The sequence below is a fragment of the Burkholderia sp. AU30198 genome (assembly GCF_020419825.1).
Taxonomy (GTDB): Bacteria; Pseudomonadota; Gammaproteobacteria; order Burkholderiales; family Burkholderiaceae; genus Burkholderia.
In genome coordinates this window covers 45,850-64,175 of record NZ_JAIZSA010000003.1, presented here as the reverse complement: position 1 = coordinate 64,175, position 18,326 = coordinate 45,850, and the positions used below count along the sequence as shown (strand labels likewise).

Sequence of the window (18,326 nt, the reverse complement as noted above, 5' to 3'; positions counted from 1 at the left end):
CCGGCACCACTCAAGCGGGAACGAATGGTGAACACGCAAGCGAAACACTCCTACGCGGATCTGTCCGCGAAAACCGAGGAAGAGGACGTCGTCCTCGGCCAGTTGCTCCAGGTGATCATGGACGACATCTGGCTGTTGCTCGGCATCGCGGTGACGGTCGTCGCGCTCGCCGGCCTCTACTGCTACATCGCGAAGCCGGTCTACCAGGCCGACGTGCATGTGCGGGTCGAGGGCAACGACAACACGTCGCAGGCGCTCACGCAGACGCAGACGGGCGCGATGATCAACAGCGGCCCGCAGCAGGCGCCGACCGATGCGGAAATCGAGATCATCAAGAGCCGTGGCGTGGTCGCGCCGGTGGTCGAGCAGTTCAAGCTGAACTTCTCGGTCGTGCCGAAGACGCTGCCGGTGATCGGCAGCTTCGCCGCGCGCGTCGGGACGCCGGGCGAACCGGCGAAGCCGTGGCTCGGCCTGAAGTCGTACGCCTGGGGCGGTGAAGTGGCCGACGTCGATTCGATCAACGTCGTGCCCGCGCTCGAAGGCAAGAAGCTGACGCTGACGGCCGGCCCGAACGGCACCTATTCGATCGTCGACCAGAACGGCATGCGGCTGCTGTCGGGCCACGTCGGCGAATCGGCGCAGGGCGGCGGTGTGACGCTGCTCGTGTCGAAGCTCGTCGCGCGCCCGGGCACGCAGTTCACGGTGGTCCGCTACAACGATCTCGACGCGATCAGCGGCTTCCAGACCGGCATCCAGGTGACCGAGCAGGGCAAGCAGACGGGCGTCGTGCAGATCTCGCTCGAAGGCAAGGACCCGGACCAGACCGCCGCGATCGCGAACGCACTCGCGCAGTCGTACCTGAACCAGCACGTGGTCGCGAAGCAGGCCGAAGCGACCAAGATGCTCGACTTCCTGAAGGGCGAGGAGCCGCGCCTGAAAGCCGACCTCGAACGCGCGGAAGCCGCGCTGACGCAGTACCAGCGCACGTCGGGCTCGATCAACGCGAGCGACGAGGCGAAGGTCTACCTCGAGGGCAGCGTGCAGTACGAGCAGCAGATCGCCGCGCAGCGCCTGCAGCTCGCGTCGCTCGCGCAGCGCTTCACCGATTCGCACCCGATGGTGATCGCCGCGAAGCAGCAGCTCGCGGAGCTGCAGGGCGAGAAGGACAAGTTCAGCAACCGCTTCCGCAGCCTGCCGGCCACCGAAGTGAAGGCCGTCCAGCTGCAGCGTGACGCGAAGGTTGCCGAGGACATCTACGTGCTGCTGCTGAACCGCGTGCAGGAGCTGTCGGTGCAGAAGGCCGGCACGGGCGGCAACATCCACCTCGTCGACTCGGCGCTGCGTCCGGGCGATCCGGTCAAGCCGAAGAAGGTGCTGATCCTGTCGGCCGCGGTGTTCCTCGGGCTGATCCTCGGCACGGGCGTCGTGTTCCTGCGCCGCAACATGTTCCAGGGCATCGAGGATCCGGACCGCATCGAGCGCGCGTTCAACCTGCCGCTGTACGGGCTGGTGCCGCAAAGCGCCGAGCAGGTGAAGCTCGACGCGCAGGCCGAGAAGAGCGGCAGCCGCGCGCGGCCGATCCTCGCGAGCCTGCGTCCGAAGGATCTCAGCGTCGAGAGCCTGCGCAGCCTGCGCACCGCGATGCAGTTCGCGATGATGGATGCGAAGAACCGCGTGATCGTGCTGACGGGCCCGACGCCCGGCATCGGCAAGAGCTTCCTGACGGTCAACCTCGCGGTGCTGCTCGCGCATTCGGGCAAGCGCGTGCTGCTGATCGACGCGGACATGCGTCGCGGCCTGCTCGACCGCTACTTTGGCCTCACGTCGCAGCCGGGGCTGTCCGAGCTGCTGAGCGACCAGTCGGCGCTCGAAGATGCCGTGCGCGAGACGCCGGTGCAGGGCCTGTCGTTCATCTCGTCCGGCACGCGCCCGCCGAACCCGTCGGAGCTGCTGATGTCGTCGCGCCTGCCGCAATACCTCGAAGGGCTCGGCAAGCGCTACGACGTCGTGCTGATCGATTCGCCGCCGGTGCTGGCAGTGACCGACGCGACCATCATTGGCCGCATGGCCGGCTCGACGTTCCTCGTGCTGCGCTCGGGCATGCATACCGAAGGCGAGATCGCCGACGCGATCAAGCGCCTGCGCACCGCGGGTGTCGACCTGGAAGGCGGGATCTTCAACGGCGTGCCGCCGAAGGCGCGCGGCTACGGCCGCGGCTATGCGGCCGTGCATGAATACCTGAGCGCCTGATCCGCATCGCACGTAACCGGGCGGGCAGCCAGTGTCGCCCGCCCGGCCGACAGGAGAACCAACGATGAAAATTTCCGTGCTCGTTCCGACCTATCGGCGCCCCGCCGACCTCGCGCGCTGCCTGCTGGCGCTGCAGCGGCAGCATCGGCTGCCCGACGAGGTGATCGTCGTCGCGCGCCCGGAGGACGACGCCACGCACGAACGGCTCGCCGATCCGGCGGTCGGCGGCGCGCTGCCGCTGCGCATCGTGCCCGTCGAAGTGCCGGGCCAGGTCGCCGCGCTGAACAAGGGGCTCGACTCGGCGAACGGCGACATCGTCGCGATCACCGACGACGACGCGGCGCCGTACCCCGACTGGCTCGCGCGCGTCGAGTCGGTGTTCGCAGCCGATCCGCGCGTGGGCGCGGTCGGCGGGCGCGACTGGGTGCACGAGAAGGGCCGCGTGCTCGACGAATCGCGCGAACTCGTCGGCCAGCTCACGCTGTCCGGCAAGATCGTCGGCAACCATCATCTCGGCGTCGGCGGCATGCGCGAAGTCGACATGCTGAAAGGCGCGAACATGAGCTATCGCCGTGCCGCGATCGAGCGGCTGCGCTTCGACACGCGGCTGCGCGGCGCCGGTGCGCAGGTGCACAACGACATGGGTTTCAGCATGCACGTGCAGCGCGACGGCTGGAAGCTCGTCTACGACCCGGCGATCGCGGTCGATCATTTTCCGGCCGAGCGCTTCGACGACGACCGGCGCGATGCCGCATCGCTGAATGCGATCAGCAACGGCGCGTACAACATGCACCTGATCCTGCGTGAGCATCTGCCGCCGGTCCGGCGCGAGATCGCGTGGTGGTGGTGGACGCTGGTCGGTACGCGTGTCTACCCGGGCCTCGCGCACGTGCTGCTGTCGCTGCATACGGCGAAGCGCGAGCGGATCCGCGAGCACTGGCGCGCGGTGCGCCGCGGCGCGCGCGACGCCCGCCGCGCGAACCTTGCCCCCCATCGTGCGGCGATGCCGCCGGTGACGTCTTGAACGAGCCGCGCGCGCAACGCCGCGCGGCCGAACCCGGAGGAGGGCTCGAATGACTGCAACCAAGGTCCATGTCCATCTGTTTTATGGCGCCGATCCGCGTACCTACCGGAAAGGCGAGAACATCGGCTGCCTGTACGGCTATCACCATGCCGAATCCGACGAATTCCGGCTGACCTATTCGCAGGACGGCGGCGAGAACCGCGTCGCCAGCCTCGCGCGCCGTGCGCTGAAGGCGGCGCTCGGCTTCGACGTCGTGCATGCGTGGCGCAACCGCGCGGCGCTGCTGAACACCGACGTGATCTGGACGCACACGGAGCAGGAGCATCTTGCCGCTTCGCTGATCCTGAAGCTGGCCGGTGCGCAGGGCAAGCGCCCGCTGCTGCTCGCACAAAGCGTCTGGCTGTTCGACAAGTGGGGCAGCTTCGGCGGCCCGCGCCGCTGGCTGTACCGCAAGCTGATCGCGCGTGCCGACGCGCTGACCACGCTGGCGCGCGACAACGCGGACCTGTGCCGCCGCTATCTCGGCCGCGACGCCGAGTTCGTCTACTACGGGCTGAACACGCAGGACTTCCCGATCACCGAGCCGCGGCAATGGCAGCCGAACCGGCCGCTGCGGATCGCGGCGATCGGCAACGACCGCGACCGTGACTGGCGCACGTTCCTGGCCGCATTCGGCGGCGACGAGCGCTACGACGTGCGGCTCGCGACGCGCCGCCGCGTGCCGCGCGAGTGGCATGCGCCGAACGTGAAGATCGGCTCGGCATCGGGGCTCGCGAAGCAGCACGAGCTGTACGCGTGGGCCGACGTGATCGTCGTGCCGCTGCGGCCGAACTTCCATGCGTCGGGCATCACCGTGATGCTCGAGGCGGCGGCCGTCGGCAAGCCGATGATCGTGTCCGACGTCGGCGGGCTCAGCGATTACTTCCCGCACGATACGGCTGCCTATGTGCCGGCGTTCGACGCGCAGGCGATGCGTCAGGCCGCCGATCGCTTCGTCGCCGATCCGGGCGTGGCGCTGGGCTGCGCGCAGGCCGCTGCCGCGTGCCTGCGCGAGCGCGACCTGACCACGCAGGCGTTCGCCGAGCAGCACGTGCGGATCACGCGCGACATGCTGCGCCGGCGCCGGACACCGGCAGCCGCGGGCCTGGCGATGCCGCTCGCGGATTCGCGACCGTCGTCGCGGTGAGAGCGGATCGATGAGTACGATTACCGCCGAGCGCGCACCGTCGCGCAACCGCAACTGGCTACCCGAACCGAAGCACTGGGTCGGGCAGGCCGGGCTGTGGACGTTCACCGCCGCGCTGATCGCCATTCACCAGGGCAAGGTACTGACGCTCGCGTTTCCGGTGCTGGCCATCGCGGTCGGCATCTGGCTGTATTTCAAGAGTCCGGCGCGCTACGTCGGCTTCATGTGGTGGGTGTGGTTCCTGAGTCCGGAAGTGCGGCGTCTCGCCGACTGGTCGAAGGGCGCATTCACGCCAACGAGCCTGATCCAGGTCGCGCCGCTCGCGGTGACGATGATCGCCGGCCTCGGGCTGATCCGGCATTACCGCGTGCTCGCGCAGCGGCGCGGGATCCCGATCCTGCTGATGCTGTTCGGGCTCGCGTACGCGTACCTCGTCGGGATCGTGTCGAGCGGCGTGATGGCCGCGACCTATGACCTCGCGAACTGGGTGTACCCGGTGCTGATCGGCTTTCACATCATGGTCAACGCGCGCGACTACCCGGAGTACCGCGACGTGCTGCTGTCCACGTTCATGTGGGGCATGCTGGTGATGGGCGTGTACGGCGTCGTGCAGTACTTCGTGATGCCGCAGTGGGACGTGCTGTGGATGATCGGTTCCGACATGGGTTCGCAGGGCGAGCCGGTGCCGTACGGCGTGCGCGTGTTCAGCACGATGAACTCGTCGGGGCCGTTCGCGTTCGCGATGATGGGCGCGCTGGTGTTCGTGCTCGCGGCGCCGCAGAAGATCCGCTGGTTCGCGGGGGCGGCGGGCTTCGTGTCGTTCGCACTGTGTCTCGTGCGCTCGACGTGGGGCGGCTGGGTGATCGCGCTCGCGATCCAGCTCGCGCAGTCGAACAACCGCGTGCGGATGCGGATTCTCATCAGCGGCGTCGTGCTGGTCGGGCTGTGCGTGCCGCTGCTGACCGTCGGGCCGGTGGCCGACCGTCTCGGCGCGCGTCTCCAGTCGATCACGAACCTGAAGGACGATCGCAGTTACGACGACCGCAACAAGTTCTACGCGACCTTCGCGCAGACGGCGTTTACCGACGTCGCCGGCGAAGGGATGGGCGCGACGGGCGCATCGACGAAGCTGTCGAGCGACAGCGGCGAGCTCGGCAAGTACGGCAGCTTCGACAGCGGCGTGATGAACGTGCCGTTCGTGCTCGGCTGGCCCGGCACGTTGCTGTACCTCGCCGGTGTCGTGATGCTGTTCGGCCGCACGCTGCGCGCGGCGTTCAAGCTGCGCAAGGACAAGTTCGTCGGCGCGTGCCTGAGTCTGTGCCTGTCGACTTTCGCGATGCTCGTGTTCACGAACTCGCTGATCGGCACGGGCGGCCTGCTGATGTTCACAGCCATTTTTTCGATTCTTTCCGCGGCGCACTGGCAAAAGGCACAACGCCTGCTGGCCGCCGCGCGTTTACGGGGAGGCGACCATTGAGAATCGCGATCGTCACGCACGTCGTGCGACATAACGACGGGCAGGGCCGCGTCAATTACGAAATCGCGCGCGCGGCGCTGGCCGAGAACTACGAGGTCACGCTGGTCGCGTCGCACGTCGCGCCCGAGCTGCTGGCCGACCCGCGCGTGCGCTGGGTGCCGGTGAAGGTCGGCGGCTTCTGGCCGTCGAATCTCGTCAAGCAGCAGGTGTTCGCGCTGAAGAGCGCGGCGTGGCTGCGCGCGCACCGCGACGAATACGACGTGCTGCACGTGAACGGCTTCATTTCGTGGATCAAGGCCGACGTGAATACCGCGCACTTCGTGCACGGCGGCTGGTTCAAGAGTCCGTACTATCCGTTCGGGCCGACGAAGGGGCTGTGGTCGGCTTACCAGTACGTCTATACGCGCGTGAACACCACGCTCGAGCGCTGGGCGTACCGGCGTTCGCGCGCGATCACGGCCGTGTCGCAGAAGGTGGCCGACGAGATCGCAGGGCTCGGCATCGACAGCCGCAAGATCAGCGTGATCTACAACGGCGTCGACGCCAGCGCGTTCGCGGGCGCTCAGGCCGACCGCGCGGCGTTCAAGCTGCCGGACGACGCATTCCTGCTGCTGTTCGTCGGCGACCTGCGCACGCCGCGCAAGAACCTCGGCACCGTGCTGAAGGCGCTGACGAAGCTGCCGGCGAACGTGCACCTGGCGGTGGCCGGCTATCTGCCCGGCAGCCCGTATCCGGACGAGGCGCGCGCGCTCGGCATCGATTCGCGCGTGCATTTCCTCGGTCTCGTGAAAAACATGCCGACGCTGATGCGTTCGGTCGACGCCTACGTGTTCCCGTCGCGCTACGAAGCGATGAGCCTGTCGCTGCTCGAGGCGATGGCGGCCGGGCTGCCGGTCGTCACCGCGCGCACGGCGGGCGGCGCGGAAATCATCACGCGCGAATGCGGGATCGTGCTGGAGGATCCGGACGATCCGGCCGCACTCGCGCAGGCGATCGGCACGCTCGCGGCATCGCGCGACACCTGTCGCGCGATGGGCGACGCCGCCCGCGAACTGATGACCCGTTTCGGCTGGGCGCACATGGGCGCCCAGTATGTCGCGCTCTATCGGCGCATCGGCCAACCCTCGCAGCCGTCCGCTTTCGAGCGGGTCGAGCATGCGGTCACGCAGGAGCAGTCGTGATGTCCCAATCTTCCCGGCCGATCAAATCGTTGCAAATCGGCATGCACTGGTTCCCCGAACGCGCGGGCGGCCTCGACCGGATGTACTACTCGCTCGTCGGCGCGCTGCCGGGCGCGGGTGTCGAGGTGCGCGGGCTCGTTGCCGGCTCGCCGAAAGTCGCCGACGACACGGACGGTGCGATCCAGGGCTTCGGCCCCGCAACGGAGTCGCTCGCGCGCCGGATGCTCGCCGCGCGGCGCGCGCTGCGCGAGGAGATCCGCAGCGAGCGTCCGGACGTGATCTCGTCGCACTTCGCGCTGTACACGTTTCCTGGCCTCGACGTCACGCGCGGGATTCCGCAGGTGTCGCATTTCCAGGGGCCGTGGGCCGACGAAAGCCAGGTCGAAGGCGCCGCGTCGCTCGGGCAGCGCGCGAAGCGCTATCTCGAACAGGCCGTCTATACGCGTTCGTCGCGGCTGATCGTGTTGTCGCAGGCGTTCGGCCAGATCCTGACGAATCGCTACGGAATCGATCCGTCACGTGTGCGCGTGATTCCCGGCTGCGTCGATACCGCGCAGTTCGACACGCCGCTCACGCCCGGCGAGGCGCGGCACAAGCTGCAACTGCCGCAGGACCGGCCGATCGTGCTGGCCGTGCGCCGGCTCGTGCGGCGCATGGGGCTGGAGGACCTGATCGACGCGATCGGCCTCCTCAAGCACCGTCACCCGGACGTGCTGCTGCTGATCGCCGGCAAGGGCAAGATCGGCGAGGAACTCCAGCAGCGCATCGATGCGGCCGGACTGCAGGACAACGTGAAGCTGCTCGGCTTCGTGCCCGACAACCATCTCGCGGCGCTGTATCGCGCGGCGACGGTCAGTGTCGTGCCGACGGTCGCGCTCGAAGGCTTCGGGCTGATCACCGTCGAATCGCTCGCGTCCGGCACGCCCGTGCTGGTCACGCCGGTCGGCGGGCTGCCGGAGGCCGTCGCCGGGTTGTCCAGCGATCTCGTGCTGCCGTCCACCGGCGCGGACGCGATCGCGGAAGGGCTCGGCGCCGCGCTGTCGGGCGCGATCACACTGCCCGACGAGTCCGCGTGCAAGCGCTATGCGCGCGATCATTTCGACAACGCGGTGATCGCGCGGCGCGTCGCCGGCGTGTACGAAGAGGCGATCCAGGCAGCCGGCTGAGTGCCCGCGGCGCGCAACCTGCGCGCTGAACCGAAAGCCGAACCGGTGCGCGTGCGTGGCCGGTTCGCGTGCCGGCCGCCCGCGAAGGGCAGGCCGGCCTTCTCCATCCGATACCCGGCGCCGGCACGCATCACGCGCGCCTGAGCGTCGCGGCCCAGACGCCGAGCGCAGCCACGCTCACGGCCGCGCCGAGCACGCAGACGCCCGTCCATCCTGCACGCGCATACATCATCGTCGACGCAATCGCGCCGAGCCCGCTGCCGGCCGAATAGAACAGCATGTAGCAGCCGACGAGGCGCGCATGCGCATCGGGCCGCGCGCCGAGGATCATGCTCTGGTTGACGACGTGGACGGCCTGTCCGCCGACATCGAGCAGCACGATGCCGACGATCAGCCATGCAATCGACGTATTGCCGAACGCGAGCGGCAGCCACGAACATGCGAGCAGCGCGAGCGCGGCGCCGGTCGTCGCTTCACCGCGCCCGCGATCCGCGAGCCGGCCCGCGCGGGCGGCCGCCGCCGCACCTAGCGCGCCGACGAGGCCGAACGCGCCGATCTGCGTATGCGACATCGCGTGCGGCGGCGCGCTCAGCGGCAGCACCAGCGCGCTCCAGAAGATGCTGAACGCCGCGAACATCAGCAATGCGATCGCGCCACGCACGCGCAGCACGCGTTCATTGCGCAGCAGCGACACCATCGATCGCAGCAGCGCCGCGTAGCCGATGCGCTCGCGCGGCCCGTTCTCGTCCGGCAACAGCCGCGACAGCACGACGAGCATGGCGATCGTGAGCGCGCCCGACACGAGATAGACGGCCCGCCAGCCCGCGATATCGGTGACGACGCCCGCCAGCGAGCGTGCGGCCAGCAACCCGACCACGACGCCGCCTTGCGCGGCACCCACCACGCGCCCGCGTTCGCCGGCGCCCGCGAGCGCGGCCGAGCACGCGATCAGCCCTTGCGTCATCGCGGTGCCGAGCAGCCCGATGGAGACCATCCCCACCAGCAGCGCGACGCGCGTCGACGACGCGGCGACACCGATGCAGGCCGCCGTCAGCAGCAGGAGCTGCACGGCGATCAGGCGCTTGCGGTTCAGCAGGTCGCCGAGCGGGACGACGAACAGCAGCGCGAGTGCACAGCCGAGCTGCGTCGCGGTGATGACACCGCCGACGGCCGCCTGCGACACGCCGAAATCGCGCGCGATCGAATCGAGCAGCGGCTGCGCGTAGTAGACGTTCGCGACACTGACCGCACAGCAGGCGGCCAGCAACGCGACGCGCGCCGCGGACAGGCGGCCGACGTCGGCCGGATGCGCTGCATGGGCAGGTACGTTTGATGCAACGGTGCCGGTATGACAGGAAGAATCCATGAGTTTCCTTACGCAAAGTGGTTGCAAATTGAAACTAGTGTGGAGTGTAGGAAAAGTAGTTTTAAAATGCAACCTGTTATGCGGCGGACGGGAGGTCCGTGCACGGATGGCCGGCATTGCCGAGAAGGCGGCCGGCGCGATGGCGGAGAGGAACATGGCCAGGCAGAAAAGTCTTGCGGATTCGCCGTGCCCGGTGGCGCGGGCGACCGATATCGTCGGCGATCGCTGGGCATTGCTGATCGTGCGCGATGCGTTCGACGGCGTGCGCCGGTTCGGCGATTTCCGCGCGAGCCTCGGTGTTGCGAGCAACATCCTGTCCGACCGGCTCAGGATGCTGGTGGACGCGGGCGTGTTCGACGTCGTGCCGGCGTCGGACGGCAGTGCGTATCAGGAGTACGCGCTGACCAAAAAGGGCGAAGGGCTGTTTCCGGTGATCGTGATGCTGCGGCAGTGGGGCGAGGCGAACCTGTTCGCGCGCGGCGAGCCGCATTCGGTGCTGGTCGATCGCGGCACCGGGTGCGCGATCCGCAAGCTCGCGTTGCGGCATGACGACGGCCGGCCTTTGAAGGCGGCAGAGACGGTCGTGCGGAAGATCGGCGACGAAGCCGGTACGACGCGACCGTGAGCGTCATGCGCGACGGCCGCGCCGTCGGATAGACTGTCGCGATCGTCGTCGTCCGGAGCCGCATCGCCATGTCCCACCCGCTGGATTCCGCCGGTTATCGGCTTCTGCTCGACCTGCAGCGTCGCATCCACGACTACTGCGAGCGCGAGGGCGCTGAGGACGGGCGCGACCATGCCGATCCGGCCGAGCCGCTGTGGCAGACCGATTTCAACCATGTCACCGTCGCGCCGATGCGGGCCGGGCTGCATGTCCGGTACTTCGGCGGTGCCTGGGAGGAACCGTTCGACTGGACGCTGCAATGTCTGGCCGAGCGGGACGTCGCGGCGCTCGTGACCGACCTCGCGTTCAGCGGCCTCGACGAAGGCGCGAACGGCACGCGCGAATGGGATTTCGGTCCGCTGCTCGATTCGGATGCGCGCTTTCCGATGCTGCGCTCGCTGTATGTGCGGCCGACCGAGCCGGCCGATCACAACCAGTCGATGATCGTGCACCGCGACCGGATCATGCAGGAGGGCGGCGAGATTGCCCGCTTTGCTGCGAAGGCGCCGTTTCTCACCGAGCTGACGGTGCCGAATGCCCCCGACGGCTGCTTCTTCGACGTGCCGCTTGCGCATCTCGAACGGTTGCGCATCGGCGGCGGAGACGATACACAGCAGTTCATCGATCGTCTTGCGGACAGCGGCAACCTGTCGTCGCTCCGCTGGCTCGATTTCTCCGAATCGACCGCATTGCATTCGACGTGGAAGCGCGAGCGCGAAGCCGGCAGCGTGACGTCGTTCGAGGCCTACGAGCGCTTGCTGAAGAGCCCCGCCGGCCAGCGGCTCCACACGCTGACGCTGAGAAATACCTGTCTCGATCGGGACGCGCTCGAAGCGCTGCAGGCACTGCATCCGCGGCTGTCGTTCATGGTGATCCAGGCCGGCAGCGGCGGCTACGTGAGTCACTTCAAGGACAACGTGTTTCCGTGGCGTCACCTGATCCAGCGCGACCCCGGCGACGCCTGACCGCACCCGTTCAATCGGCCGCGGCCACAGTCTGACGCGAGGACGATGCGCCGCGATGCGCATCGGGCCGCACCCGCGTCGCGAGCAGCGCGGCGGCGACCAGCAGCGCGACCGACACGGCCGTTTCGATCCGCAACCCGTCCACGACCTGCGCCGCGCCGCCTCCGCCGGCGAGCGCGCCGAACGCTGCGACGCCCACCGCGCCGCCGGCCTGCCGCGCGGTATTCAGCACGGCTGACGCGATGCCGGCCCGTTCGGGCGCGACCGACGCGAGCACGGCGGTCGTCATCGCCGGCACCGCGAAGCCCATGCCCGTCGGAATCAGCAGGAACGGCACCAGCAGCACGGCCAGCGGCGTCGACGCGTCGATGAAATGCAGCGACCCGTAGCCGAGTGCGGCGACGAGCGCGCCCGCCAGCATCGGCGCACGCGGGCCGTGACGCGCCACGACGCGGCCGCTCGCGAGGTTCGACAGCAGGAAGCCGCCCGTCAGCGGCAGGAACGTGAGGCCCGCCTGCAACGCCGATTCGCCGCGTGCGCGCTGCAGGTACAGCGCGAGCACGAACACGGTGCCGTAGTACGTGAGGTTCACGCAGATCCCGAACAGCACGGCCGCGCTGAACGTGCGATGGCGGAACAGCGACAACGGCAGCATCGGCGTGGCCGTGCGCGCTTCCACCGCGACGAACGCGAGCGCGGCGAGTACGGCCAGCGCGAAGCCGCCGGCGACGACCGGATGCGCGAAGCCGAGCGGCCGCCATTCGATCACGGCGCCGGTCAGCGCGGTCAGCATCGCGATCGCGATGAACTGGCCGCGCAGGTCGAGCGCCCGGATGGAGGTGTGGGATGGCGTGGTCGGCGTGGTTGCCACACGGCGCGCGGGGATCCACGCAAGGGCGGCCGCCAGCCCGGCCGCACACAGCGGCAGGTTCACGAGGAAGATGCCGCGCCAGCCCCACGCCGCGATCAGCAGGCCGCCGACGACCGGGCCGGCCGCAATCGAAATCGAGCCGGCTGCCGTCCACCCGCTGACGGCTCGCGCACGCAGGTGCGGGTCGTGGCGGCACGCGTCGTTGAGCAGCGCGAGCGAATTGGGCAGCATCGCCGCGGCGCCGACGCCTTGCAGTGCGCGCGCCGCGATCAGCATCGCGGGCGTGCTCGCGGCGCCGCAGGCGAGCGACGCGAGCGCGAACAGCGCGAGGCCGGCGATGTACAGGCGGCGCGCGCCGAAGCGGTCGCCGAGCGCGCCGCCCGACAGCATCAGTACCGCGAACGCGAGCGTGTACGCATCGACGACCCACTGCAGGCCGGCGACCGGCAAGTGCAGGTCGCCGGCGAGATGCGCGAGCGCGATGTTGACGATCGTCACGTCGAGCTGCGTGACGACGAAGCCGGTGCTGACGGTCGCGACGATGCGGGCGAGCGCGGGCGGGAAGGCGGAGGAGGGGGCGGTCGTATCCATGCGTCAATCGTAGGACACGGCGGCGGGCGATGTTTCAGCGGGACGTGAAGCATCGAAGCGGGCGACAGGATGCGGCGGGGCGGCGAACCGGAGCGAAGCGGGGACGGCGAAGGTTGCGACCGGCCGGGCGCCAGCGCGAATGCGCGAATGTGGTTTGCCGAGCCGTGCCGCTACGACGTGCGTCGACGCGTGTTCAACGCGGGCACACGGCTGCGCTCAGTGCCGCTCGCCGCGCCAGCGTCCCGGCGCCACGCCGAAGCGCTTCGTGAACGCGTGCGTGAACGTGCTTTGATCCGCGAAGCCGACCATTCCGGCGATATCGACGAGCGGATACCGGCCGTCCGCGAGCAGGATCACGGCCGCGTCGAGCCTGAGCCGCTGCAGGTAGCGATGCGGTGTTTCGCCGAACGCATCGACGAACAGTTGATGAAAACGGCGCATCCCGTAGCCGCAATGCGCGGCGAGATCGGCGATGCGCAGCGGCTCCGCGAGCCGTGCGCGCAGCCAGCGGTCGATGCGCGCGAAATCGAGGCCTGGTGCGGGCGCGGCGATGTTGCGTTCGTCGAGCAGCGCGCCGCACAGCCGCGCGGCGGCCTGCCACTGGAAACGGTGCGCGGCCGCGTGCTGCGCGTCGCCGGCGGGCGCGTCGAGTTGCGCGGCTGCCGCCGCGATCTGCGCGACCAGCGACGTCAGCGCCGGATCGATTGCCACGGCGCGCGCGTTGTCGAACAGCCGCTGCGGCACCGCGAGCGACGCCGGGGGGAGATTGAGCACGAGCTGGCAGTTCTCGCCAAGGCCCGCGTAATCGTGGCGCGCGCCGGCTGGAATCAGCCAGGCGCCGTGCCGGTCGAGACGCTGGCTGACGCCGTCCACCGCCATCACCATCGCGCCGTCGATGCCGAGCACGATCTGGTGAAAGTCGTGCACGTCCGACGCTTCGAGCGTGTCGTAGCGTTGCAGCGCGACGGTGGGGGACGGAAGGTGTGCCATGGGGCAGCGCGTCAGCCGGCGGCTTGTGTGCCGTGTCAGATGTCGAGCAGTTCGACTTCGAACACGAGCGTGGCGTTCGGCGGAATCACGCCGCCTGCGCCGCGCGGGCCGTAGCCGAGTTGCGGCGGGATCGTCAGGCGACGCACGCCGCCGACCTTCATGCCCTGCACGCCTTCGTCCCAACCCTTGATGACCATGCCGCCGCCGAGCACGAACGCGAACGGGTCGTTGCGATCCTTGCTCGAGTCGAATTTCTGACCGTCGGTCAGCCAGCCCGTGTAGTGGACGCTGACGGTCTGGCCGGCTTGCGCAACGTCGCCGGTGCCTTCGGTCAGGTCTTCGTATTTGAGGCCCGATTCGGTCGTGATGACAGACATGACTTCTCCTGAAAAAGGATGGGTAAAACCGCTATTGTAGGCGAGCGCGCAGCGGGCCGCCGCTCGTGCCTTTCGGCCGGTCGCACGCGTATCGCCGACGGCGGCGGGCTGCCGCGGCCGCGATCGCCCGACACGCGAATGGAACGCGTGTTTGAATTGTTCGCGAGCCGCGCGACAGAGGTTGCACCGCACAAGTGCGACGCGCGTATGAATCGGTGCTACCGGGGCGCTCGGCAGTGTGCCGTGCGGCGCCGTCGCATTCCGCGAAATCCTTGCCACACGGGGCTTTCGGGCCACCGTCATGACACGGCGCGGGTCAGCGCGTATCGCTCGCGAGTCACCGCACGCGTTCGAATCCCGGCCCGTCCGGACGCCGTTCGAGCGCCGGTTTTTCCGCCTTTTCGACCGTGCCCTGTTTGGAAGCGCGCATCTACCGCGCGGCTTGCGTGCGCCGCCGCGGGCGGCCTATCTTTACAGTTGTCGATGTCAAGATTTTGGCGGTGCGCGACGCGCCGCCCGGGCCCGCGCCGGCCGCGTCGGACGACGCGCCGGGCCGCGCCGGAACCAGGAGAACGATGAACATGAAGTCAGCCGCTTCCGCCACCGCAGCCGGGATCATGCCGGTGCGCCGCGACCTGCGCTTCGACCTGCCGGTCGAACGCGCGAAGGACTGGCATGGCCTCGGGTCGCACGTGACCCATTTCTTCAACGCGCTGTCGCTGCTGTTCCCGGCCGGCGAGCGGTTCTTCATGGATTCGGTGCGCAACTACCGCGACCGGATCGACGATCCCGTGCTGAAGCAGCAGGTGCTCGGCTTCATCGGCCAGGAGGCGATGCACACGCGCGAGCACATCGAATACAACGAGCTGATGCAGGCGAACCACCTGCCCGCGCGCAAGCTCGACAAGCGCGTGTGGACCGTGCTCGGCTACATGAAGCGCAAGCTGCCGCATTCGGTGCAGCTCGCGCACACGGTCGCGGCGGAGCACTACACGGCGATGCTGGCCGACTGGCTGCTGCGCGACCCGACGCGCCTCGACGGCTCGGTCGAAGGCTACCGCCAGATGTGGATCTGGCACGCGCTCGAGGAAACCGAGCACAAGGCCGTATCGTTCGACGTTTGGAATGCCGCGATGAAACCGGGGTTGCGCCGTTACCTGATCCGCGTCGGCGTGTATCTGCTGACGACGCTGACGTTCTGGCCGACCGTGTTCCTGATGCACGCGACGCTGCTGTGGCGCGATCGCGGCGCCGGCCATCACGTGCGCGGCATGCTGCGGATGATTGCGTTCCTGTACGGGCCGCGCCGCGGGCTGTTCCCGCGCATCGCCGGCGAATGGCTGAGCTTCTTCCGGCCGGGCTTCCATCCGTGGGATCACGACAACCACCACCATCTCGCGCGGGTCGACGCGCTCGCCGCCACCTATGGCGAACACGGCGGCGCGTCGGCCGGCCGTGGCCGCGCGAACGCGCCGGCATCGCTCGCGTCGGGCCGCTGATACCGCCGCCGCGCCCGCATGCGCGGCAGCGCGCCGCGCATGTTGCGTTCGTGCATCAGCCGGCTTCCTCTGACGATTGACCGAAATCAATTCGAACCGGACGGACGGGCGTCCGGACGGCCGGTTGACCGGCCGCGGACACCCGCGCAGGCCCCCCGGTCGTGCGTGCGCCGTATCGCCCGCGCACCCCGCGCGCCAGCACCGGCGCGGCTTTGCGTGCCGTGCGGCCGCCCGCTCAGGGTTCGTGCCGTACACGCCACCGGGATAACACCCATCTAGCCGCGCGCCGGCCGCATCGATATACCGTTCATGACAATGTCCACCTCTCGCGTGATTCGTGCGCGGGGGGATTTTATTCGGACGGAAATGCGGCCAATATGTCGGTTCTATCGAGGTCCGTCGCGCGCGACGGCGAGCCGGCGCGATACCAACGCCAAGCGGGGAACAACGATGGTTGCTAGGTCACCTGACGCAAACGGGCAAGCGGTGTCCGAGATGACGCATGTGTCCGTCACCGCGCCCGAAGACGGGCGCAAGCTGTTCGTGATCATGCGTTCGCCCGACGAGCCGTTGCTTGCGCAACTGCGCGGGCTCGGCTGGGAAATCTCCGTCGCGAAGACGGCCGGCGCCGCGCAGAACATGACGTCCGGCGTGACCGTTGCCGCCGGTCTGGTCGATTTCACCGGGTTCACGTCGCGCGACTATCCCGCGCTGAAGGCGTGCCTGAGCCAGCCGTCGATCGGCTGGATTTCCATCGCGCAGGCCGGCATCACGATCGGCCCCGCCGTGCGGGAAATGATCCGCAGCTATTGCTTCGATTACGTCACCCTGCCGTTGCCCTACGAATGGATTTCGCACGTGCTCGGCCATGCGCGCGGGATGGCCGCGCTTGATCGCGTCGATGGCGCGGCCTATGCGGCGTCGATCGGCGAACACGGGATGATCGGCAACTGCGAGGCGATGCAGCAGCTGTTCAGCACGATCCGCAAGGTCGCGAAGACCGACGCGAGCGTGTTCATCTCGGGCGAGTCGGGCACCGGCAAGGAACTGACGGCGCTCGCGATTCATGAGCGTTCCGGCCGCGGCAAGGGGCCGTTCGTCGCGATCAATTGCGGTGCGATTCCGCATCACCTGCTGCAGTCGGAACTGTTCGGCTACGAGCGCGGCGCGTTCACCGGCGCGAACCAGCGGCGCGCGGGCCGGATCGAATCGGCGAACGGCGGCACGCTGTTTCTCGACGAAATCGGCGACATGCCGGTCGAAAGCCAGGCGAGCCTGCTGCGCTTCCTGCAGGAAGGGAGGATCGAGCGGCTCGGCGGACAGGAATCGATTCCTGTCGACGTGCGGATCATCTCGGCCACCCACGTGGATCTCGACGGTGCGGTCGAGGCCGGGCGCTTCCGCGCGGACCTTTATCACCGCCTGTGCGTGCTGCGCATCCACGAGCCGCCGCTGCGCGCGCGCGGCAAGGACATCGACATCCTCGCGCACTACGTGCTGCAGAAATACAAGGCCGACAGCGGCCGCAAGATCAGCGGTTTCACATCTGCCGCGCTCGACGCGATGCGGCGCTACGAGTGGCCCGGCAACGTGCGCGAGTTGATCAACCGCGTGCGGCGCGCGATCGTGATGGCCGAGAGCCGGCTGCTGACGCCGCACGATCTCGGGCTCGACACGCCGGGCGAAACCGAGCCGGTGACGCTCGAACAGGCGCGGGCGCTCGCCGAGCGCACCGCGATCGAGAATGCGCTGTTGCGCAACGATCACCGCATCAACAAGGCCGCAGCCGAACTCGGCATTTCGCGCGTGACGCTCTACCGGATGATGATCGAGCACGGGCTGAACGATCACGACAACAACGGCGGGAACGGCGACAACGGCGGGCACGATGGCGCGCCGTCCGGCGACGCGGGGCATCAGCGGGTCGGCTGAGCGGCGCACGCGTGGCGCGTGAACCGATACGGCGCACGCCGGGTTCGCCCTATTGCCGTGCAGTCGGCCGGCCCGGCGCCGGCCGATCCCTGCCGCGCGCGCCCCGCGATTTTTGCGCCGCCGACGGCATGTAAAGCGCATGAAACATTTCGCCTCGGCGGCCAGGCAAATTTGCGCGGCAAATCGGGGTGAACGGCCGGCCGCCCATCGGTAAAAATACCGCGCTGCATTGTTCAGCCTTATCCGGCAAGGCAGGGCCGCCACGCGCCCGATGCGTGCCGCGCGCCACGTGTTTCAGATTCGTAACTTCCCGCATTCCGCCCCCGTTCCGGACGCCGCGCTGTCCGGTCAACCCCTTGTCCGGCCGGGCTCGCGCGAAGCTGGCCCGCTCCTTGCGGAAGAGGGTGTACGAAGGTCGACGATGCACGGTCCGTCCGGTTCGGCAGCGAACCCTGTCAGTACCGGCCAGGACCCAGTCCGCGGGGATGCGGCGGCGGAGTGCGGCACCACGGCCGCGTTCCGGCGAGCACGGAGCGTCGTCGCCTGATCGTCGGGGCACCGGCCTCGCCCGGTTGCCGGAACAACCATCAGACTGATACGGGGAAGAAAAATGATCGATCGCCACACGCCGCGGCCGGCAGGCCGCGATCGCAGTGATTCGGAGCATCGCCGGTCGAACGTCGTTCTCGCAGCCGGCCGGCATGCATCGACAGGCCATCTCTCCGCGCCCGGTGCGAGGCGGATCCGGCTGATTGCCGGTCATCCGCGCCGGGTCGGCACTTTCCTG

Annotated in this window: 14 protein-coding genes; 10 read left to right on the top strand and 4 right to left on the bottom strand. The window is 68.7% G+C overall.

Going from position 1 to position 18,326, the window contains the following annotated elements:
* Nucleotides 1-24: 24 nt before the first annotated feature.
* From LGN19_RS09155 to LGN19_RS09130, 6 genes are all read left to right on the top strand, one after another.
* Nucleotides 25-2,250 (top strand): polysaccharide biosynthesis tyrosine autokinase, encoded by a 2,226-nt coding sequence (locus LGN19_RS09155; protein WP_226214132.1) that lies wholly within the window; start codon nucleotides 25-27, stop codon nucleotides 2,248-2,250.
* A gap of 64 nt (nucleotides 2,251-2,314) precedes the next feature.
* A complete protein-coding gene (locus LGN19_RS09150; protein WP_226214130.1) occupies nucleotides 2,315-3,274 on the top strand; it encodes a glycosyltransferase family 2 protein in 960 nt (319 codons plus the stop codon).
* A 49-nt stretch (nucleotides 3,275-3,323) separates the two neighbouring features.
* On the top strand, nucleotides 3,324-4,460 hold the full coding sequence (locus LGN19_RS09145; RefSeq protein ID WP_226214129.1) for a glycosyltransferase family 4 protein: 1,137 nt from the start codon (nucleotides 3,324-3,326) through the stop codon (nucleotides 4,458-4,460).
* 10 nt (nucleotides 4,461-4,470) lie between these two features.
* A complete protein-coding gene (locus LGN19_RS09140) occupies nucleotides 4,471-5,937 on the top strand; it encodes an O-antigen ligase family protein (RefSeq protein ID WP_174958175.1) in 1,467 nt (488 codons plus the stop codon).
* Complete coding sequence (locus tag LGN19_RS09135; protein WP_226214127.1) at nucleotides 5,934-7,118, top strand: glycosyltransferase family 4 protein; 1,185 nt, start codon at nucleotides 5,934-5,936, stop codon at nucleotides 7,116-7,118. Before LGN19_RS09140 ends, LGN19_RS09135 begins: the two co-directional genes overlap by 4 nt.
* Nucleotides 7,118-8,284 carry a glycosyltransferase family 4 protein gene (locus tag LGN19_RS09130; RefSeq protein WP_226214125.1) on the top strand — a complete coding sequence of 389 codons (1,167 nt, stop codon included), beginning with the start codon at nucleotides 7,118-7,120 and terminating at the stop codon, nucleotides 8,282-8,284. Before LGN19_RS09135 ends, LGN19_RS09130 begins: the two co-directional genes overlap by 1 nt.
* A 130-nt stretch (nucleotides 8,285-8,414) precedes the next feature.
* Here the strand turns inward: LGN19_RS09130 and LGN19_RS09125 are convergent, their stop codons facing one another.
* Complete coding sequence (locus tag LGN19_RS09125) at nucleotides 8,415-9,650, bottom strand: MFS transporter (protein ID WP_226214123.1); 1,236 nt, start codon at nucleotides 9,648-9,650, stop codon at nucleotides 8,415-8,417.
* A gap of 154 nt (nucleotides 9,651-9,804) precedes the next feature.
* Between LGN19_RS09125 and LGN19_RS09120 the strand changes: the two genes are divergently transcribed.
* Both LGN19_RS09120 and LGN19_RS09115 read left to right on the top strand, forming a co-directional pair.
* Nucleotides 9,805-10,275: a winged helix-turn-helix transcriptional regulator gene (locus LGN19_RS09120; RefSeq protein WP_226214108.1), complete on the top strand. Its 471-nt coding sequence runs from the start codon at nucleotides 9,805-9,807 to the stop codon at nucleotides 10,273-10,275.
* A gap of 68 nt (nucleotides 10,276-10,343) precedes the next feature.
* Nucleotides 10,344-11,279, top strand: coding sequence for a hypothetical protein (locus LGN19_RS09115; protein ID WP_226214106.1), 936 nt, complete (start codon nucleotides 10,344-10,346; stop codon nucleotides 11,277-11,279).
* Nucleotides 11,280-11,289: 10 nt separating this feature from the next.
* Here LGN19_RS09115 and LGN19_RS09110 read toward each other — a convergent pair whose 3' ends face one another.
* The 3 genes from LGN19_RS09110 to LGN19_RS09100 form a co-directional block, all read right to left on the bottom strand.
* Nucleotides 11,290-12,741 (bottom strand): MFS transporter, encoded by a 1,452-nt coding sequence (locus LGN19_RS09110; protein WP_226214104.1) that lies wholly within the window; start codon nucleotides 12,739-12,741, stop codon nucleotides 11,290-11,292.
* A 216-nt stretch (nucleotides 12,742-12,957) separates the two neighbouring features.
* Entirely contained in the window at nucleotides 12,958-13,731 is a 774-nt protein-coding gene (locus LGN19_RS09105; RefSeq protein WP_122949132.1) for a helix-turn-helix transcriptional regulator, read from the bottom strand.
* A 35-nt stretch (nucleotides 13,732-13,766) separates the two neighbouring features.
* A complete protein-coding gene (locus tag LGN19_RS09100) occupies nucleotides 13,767-14,108 on the bottom strand; it encodes an FKBP-type peptidyl-prolyl cis-trans isomerase (RefSeq protein ID WP_011355854.1) in 342 nt (113 codons plus the stop codon).
* 581 nt (nucleotides 14,109-14,689) lie between these two features.
* Here LGN19_RS09100 and LGN19_RS09095 point away from each other — a divergent pair.
* Entirely contained in the window at nucleotides 14,690-15,607 is a 918-nt protein-coding gene (locus LGN19_RS09095; protein WP_226214102.1) for a metal-dependent hydrolase, read from the top strand.
* A 450-nt stretch (nucleotides 15,608-16,057) separates the two neighbouring features.
* A complete protein-coding gene (locus LGN19_RS09090) occupies nucleotides 16,058-17,539 on the top strand; it encodes a sigma-54 dependent transcriptional regulator (RefSeq protein ID WP_122949133.1) in 1,482 nt (493 codons plus the stop codon).
* Nucleotides 17,540-18,326: the final 787 nt, after the last annotated feature.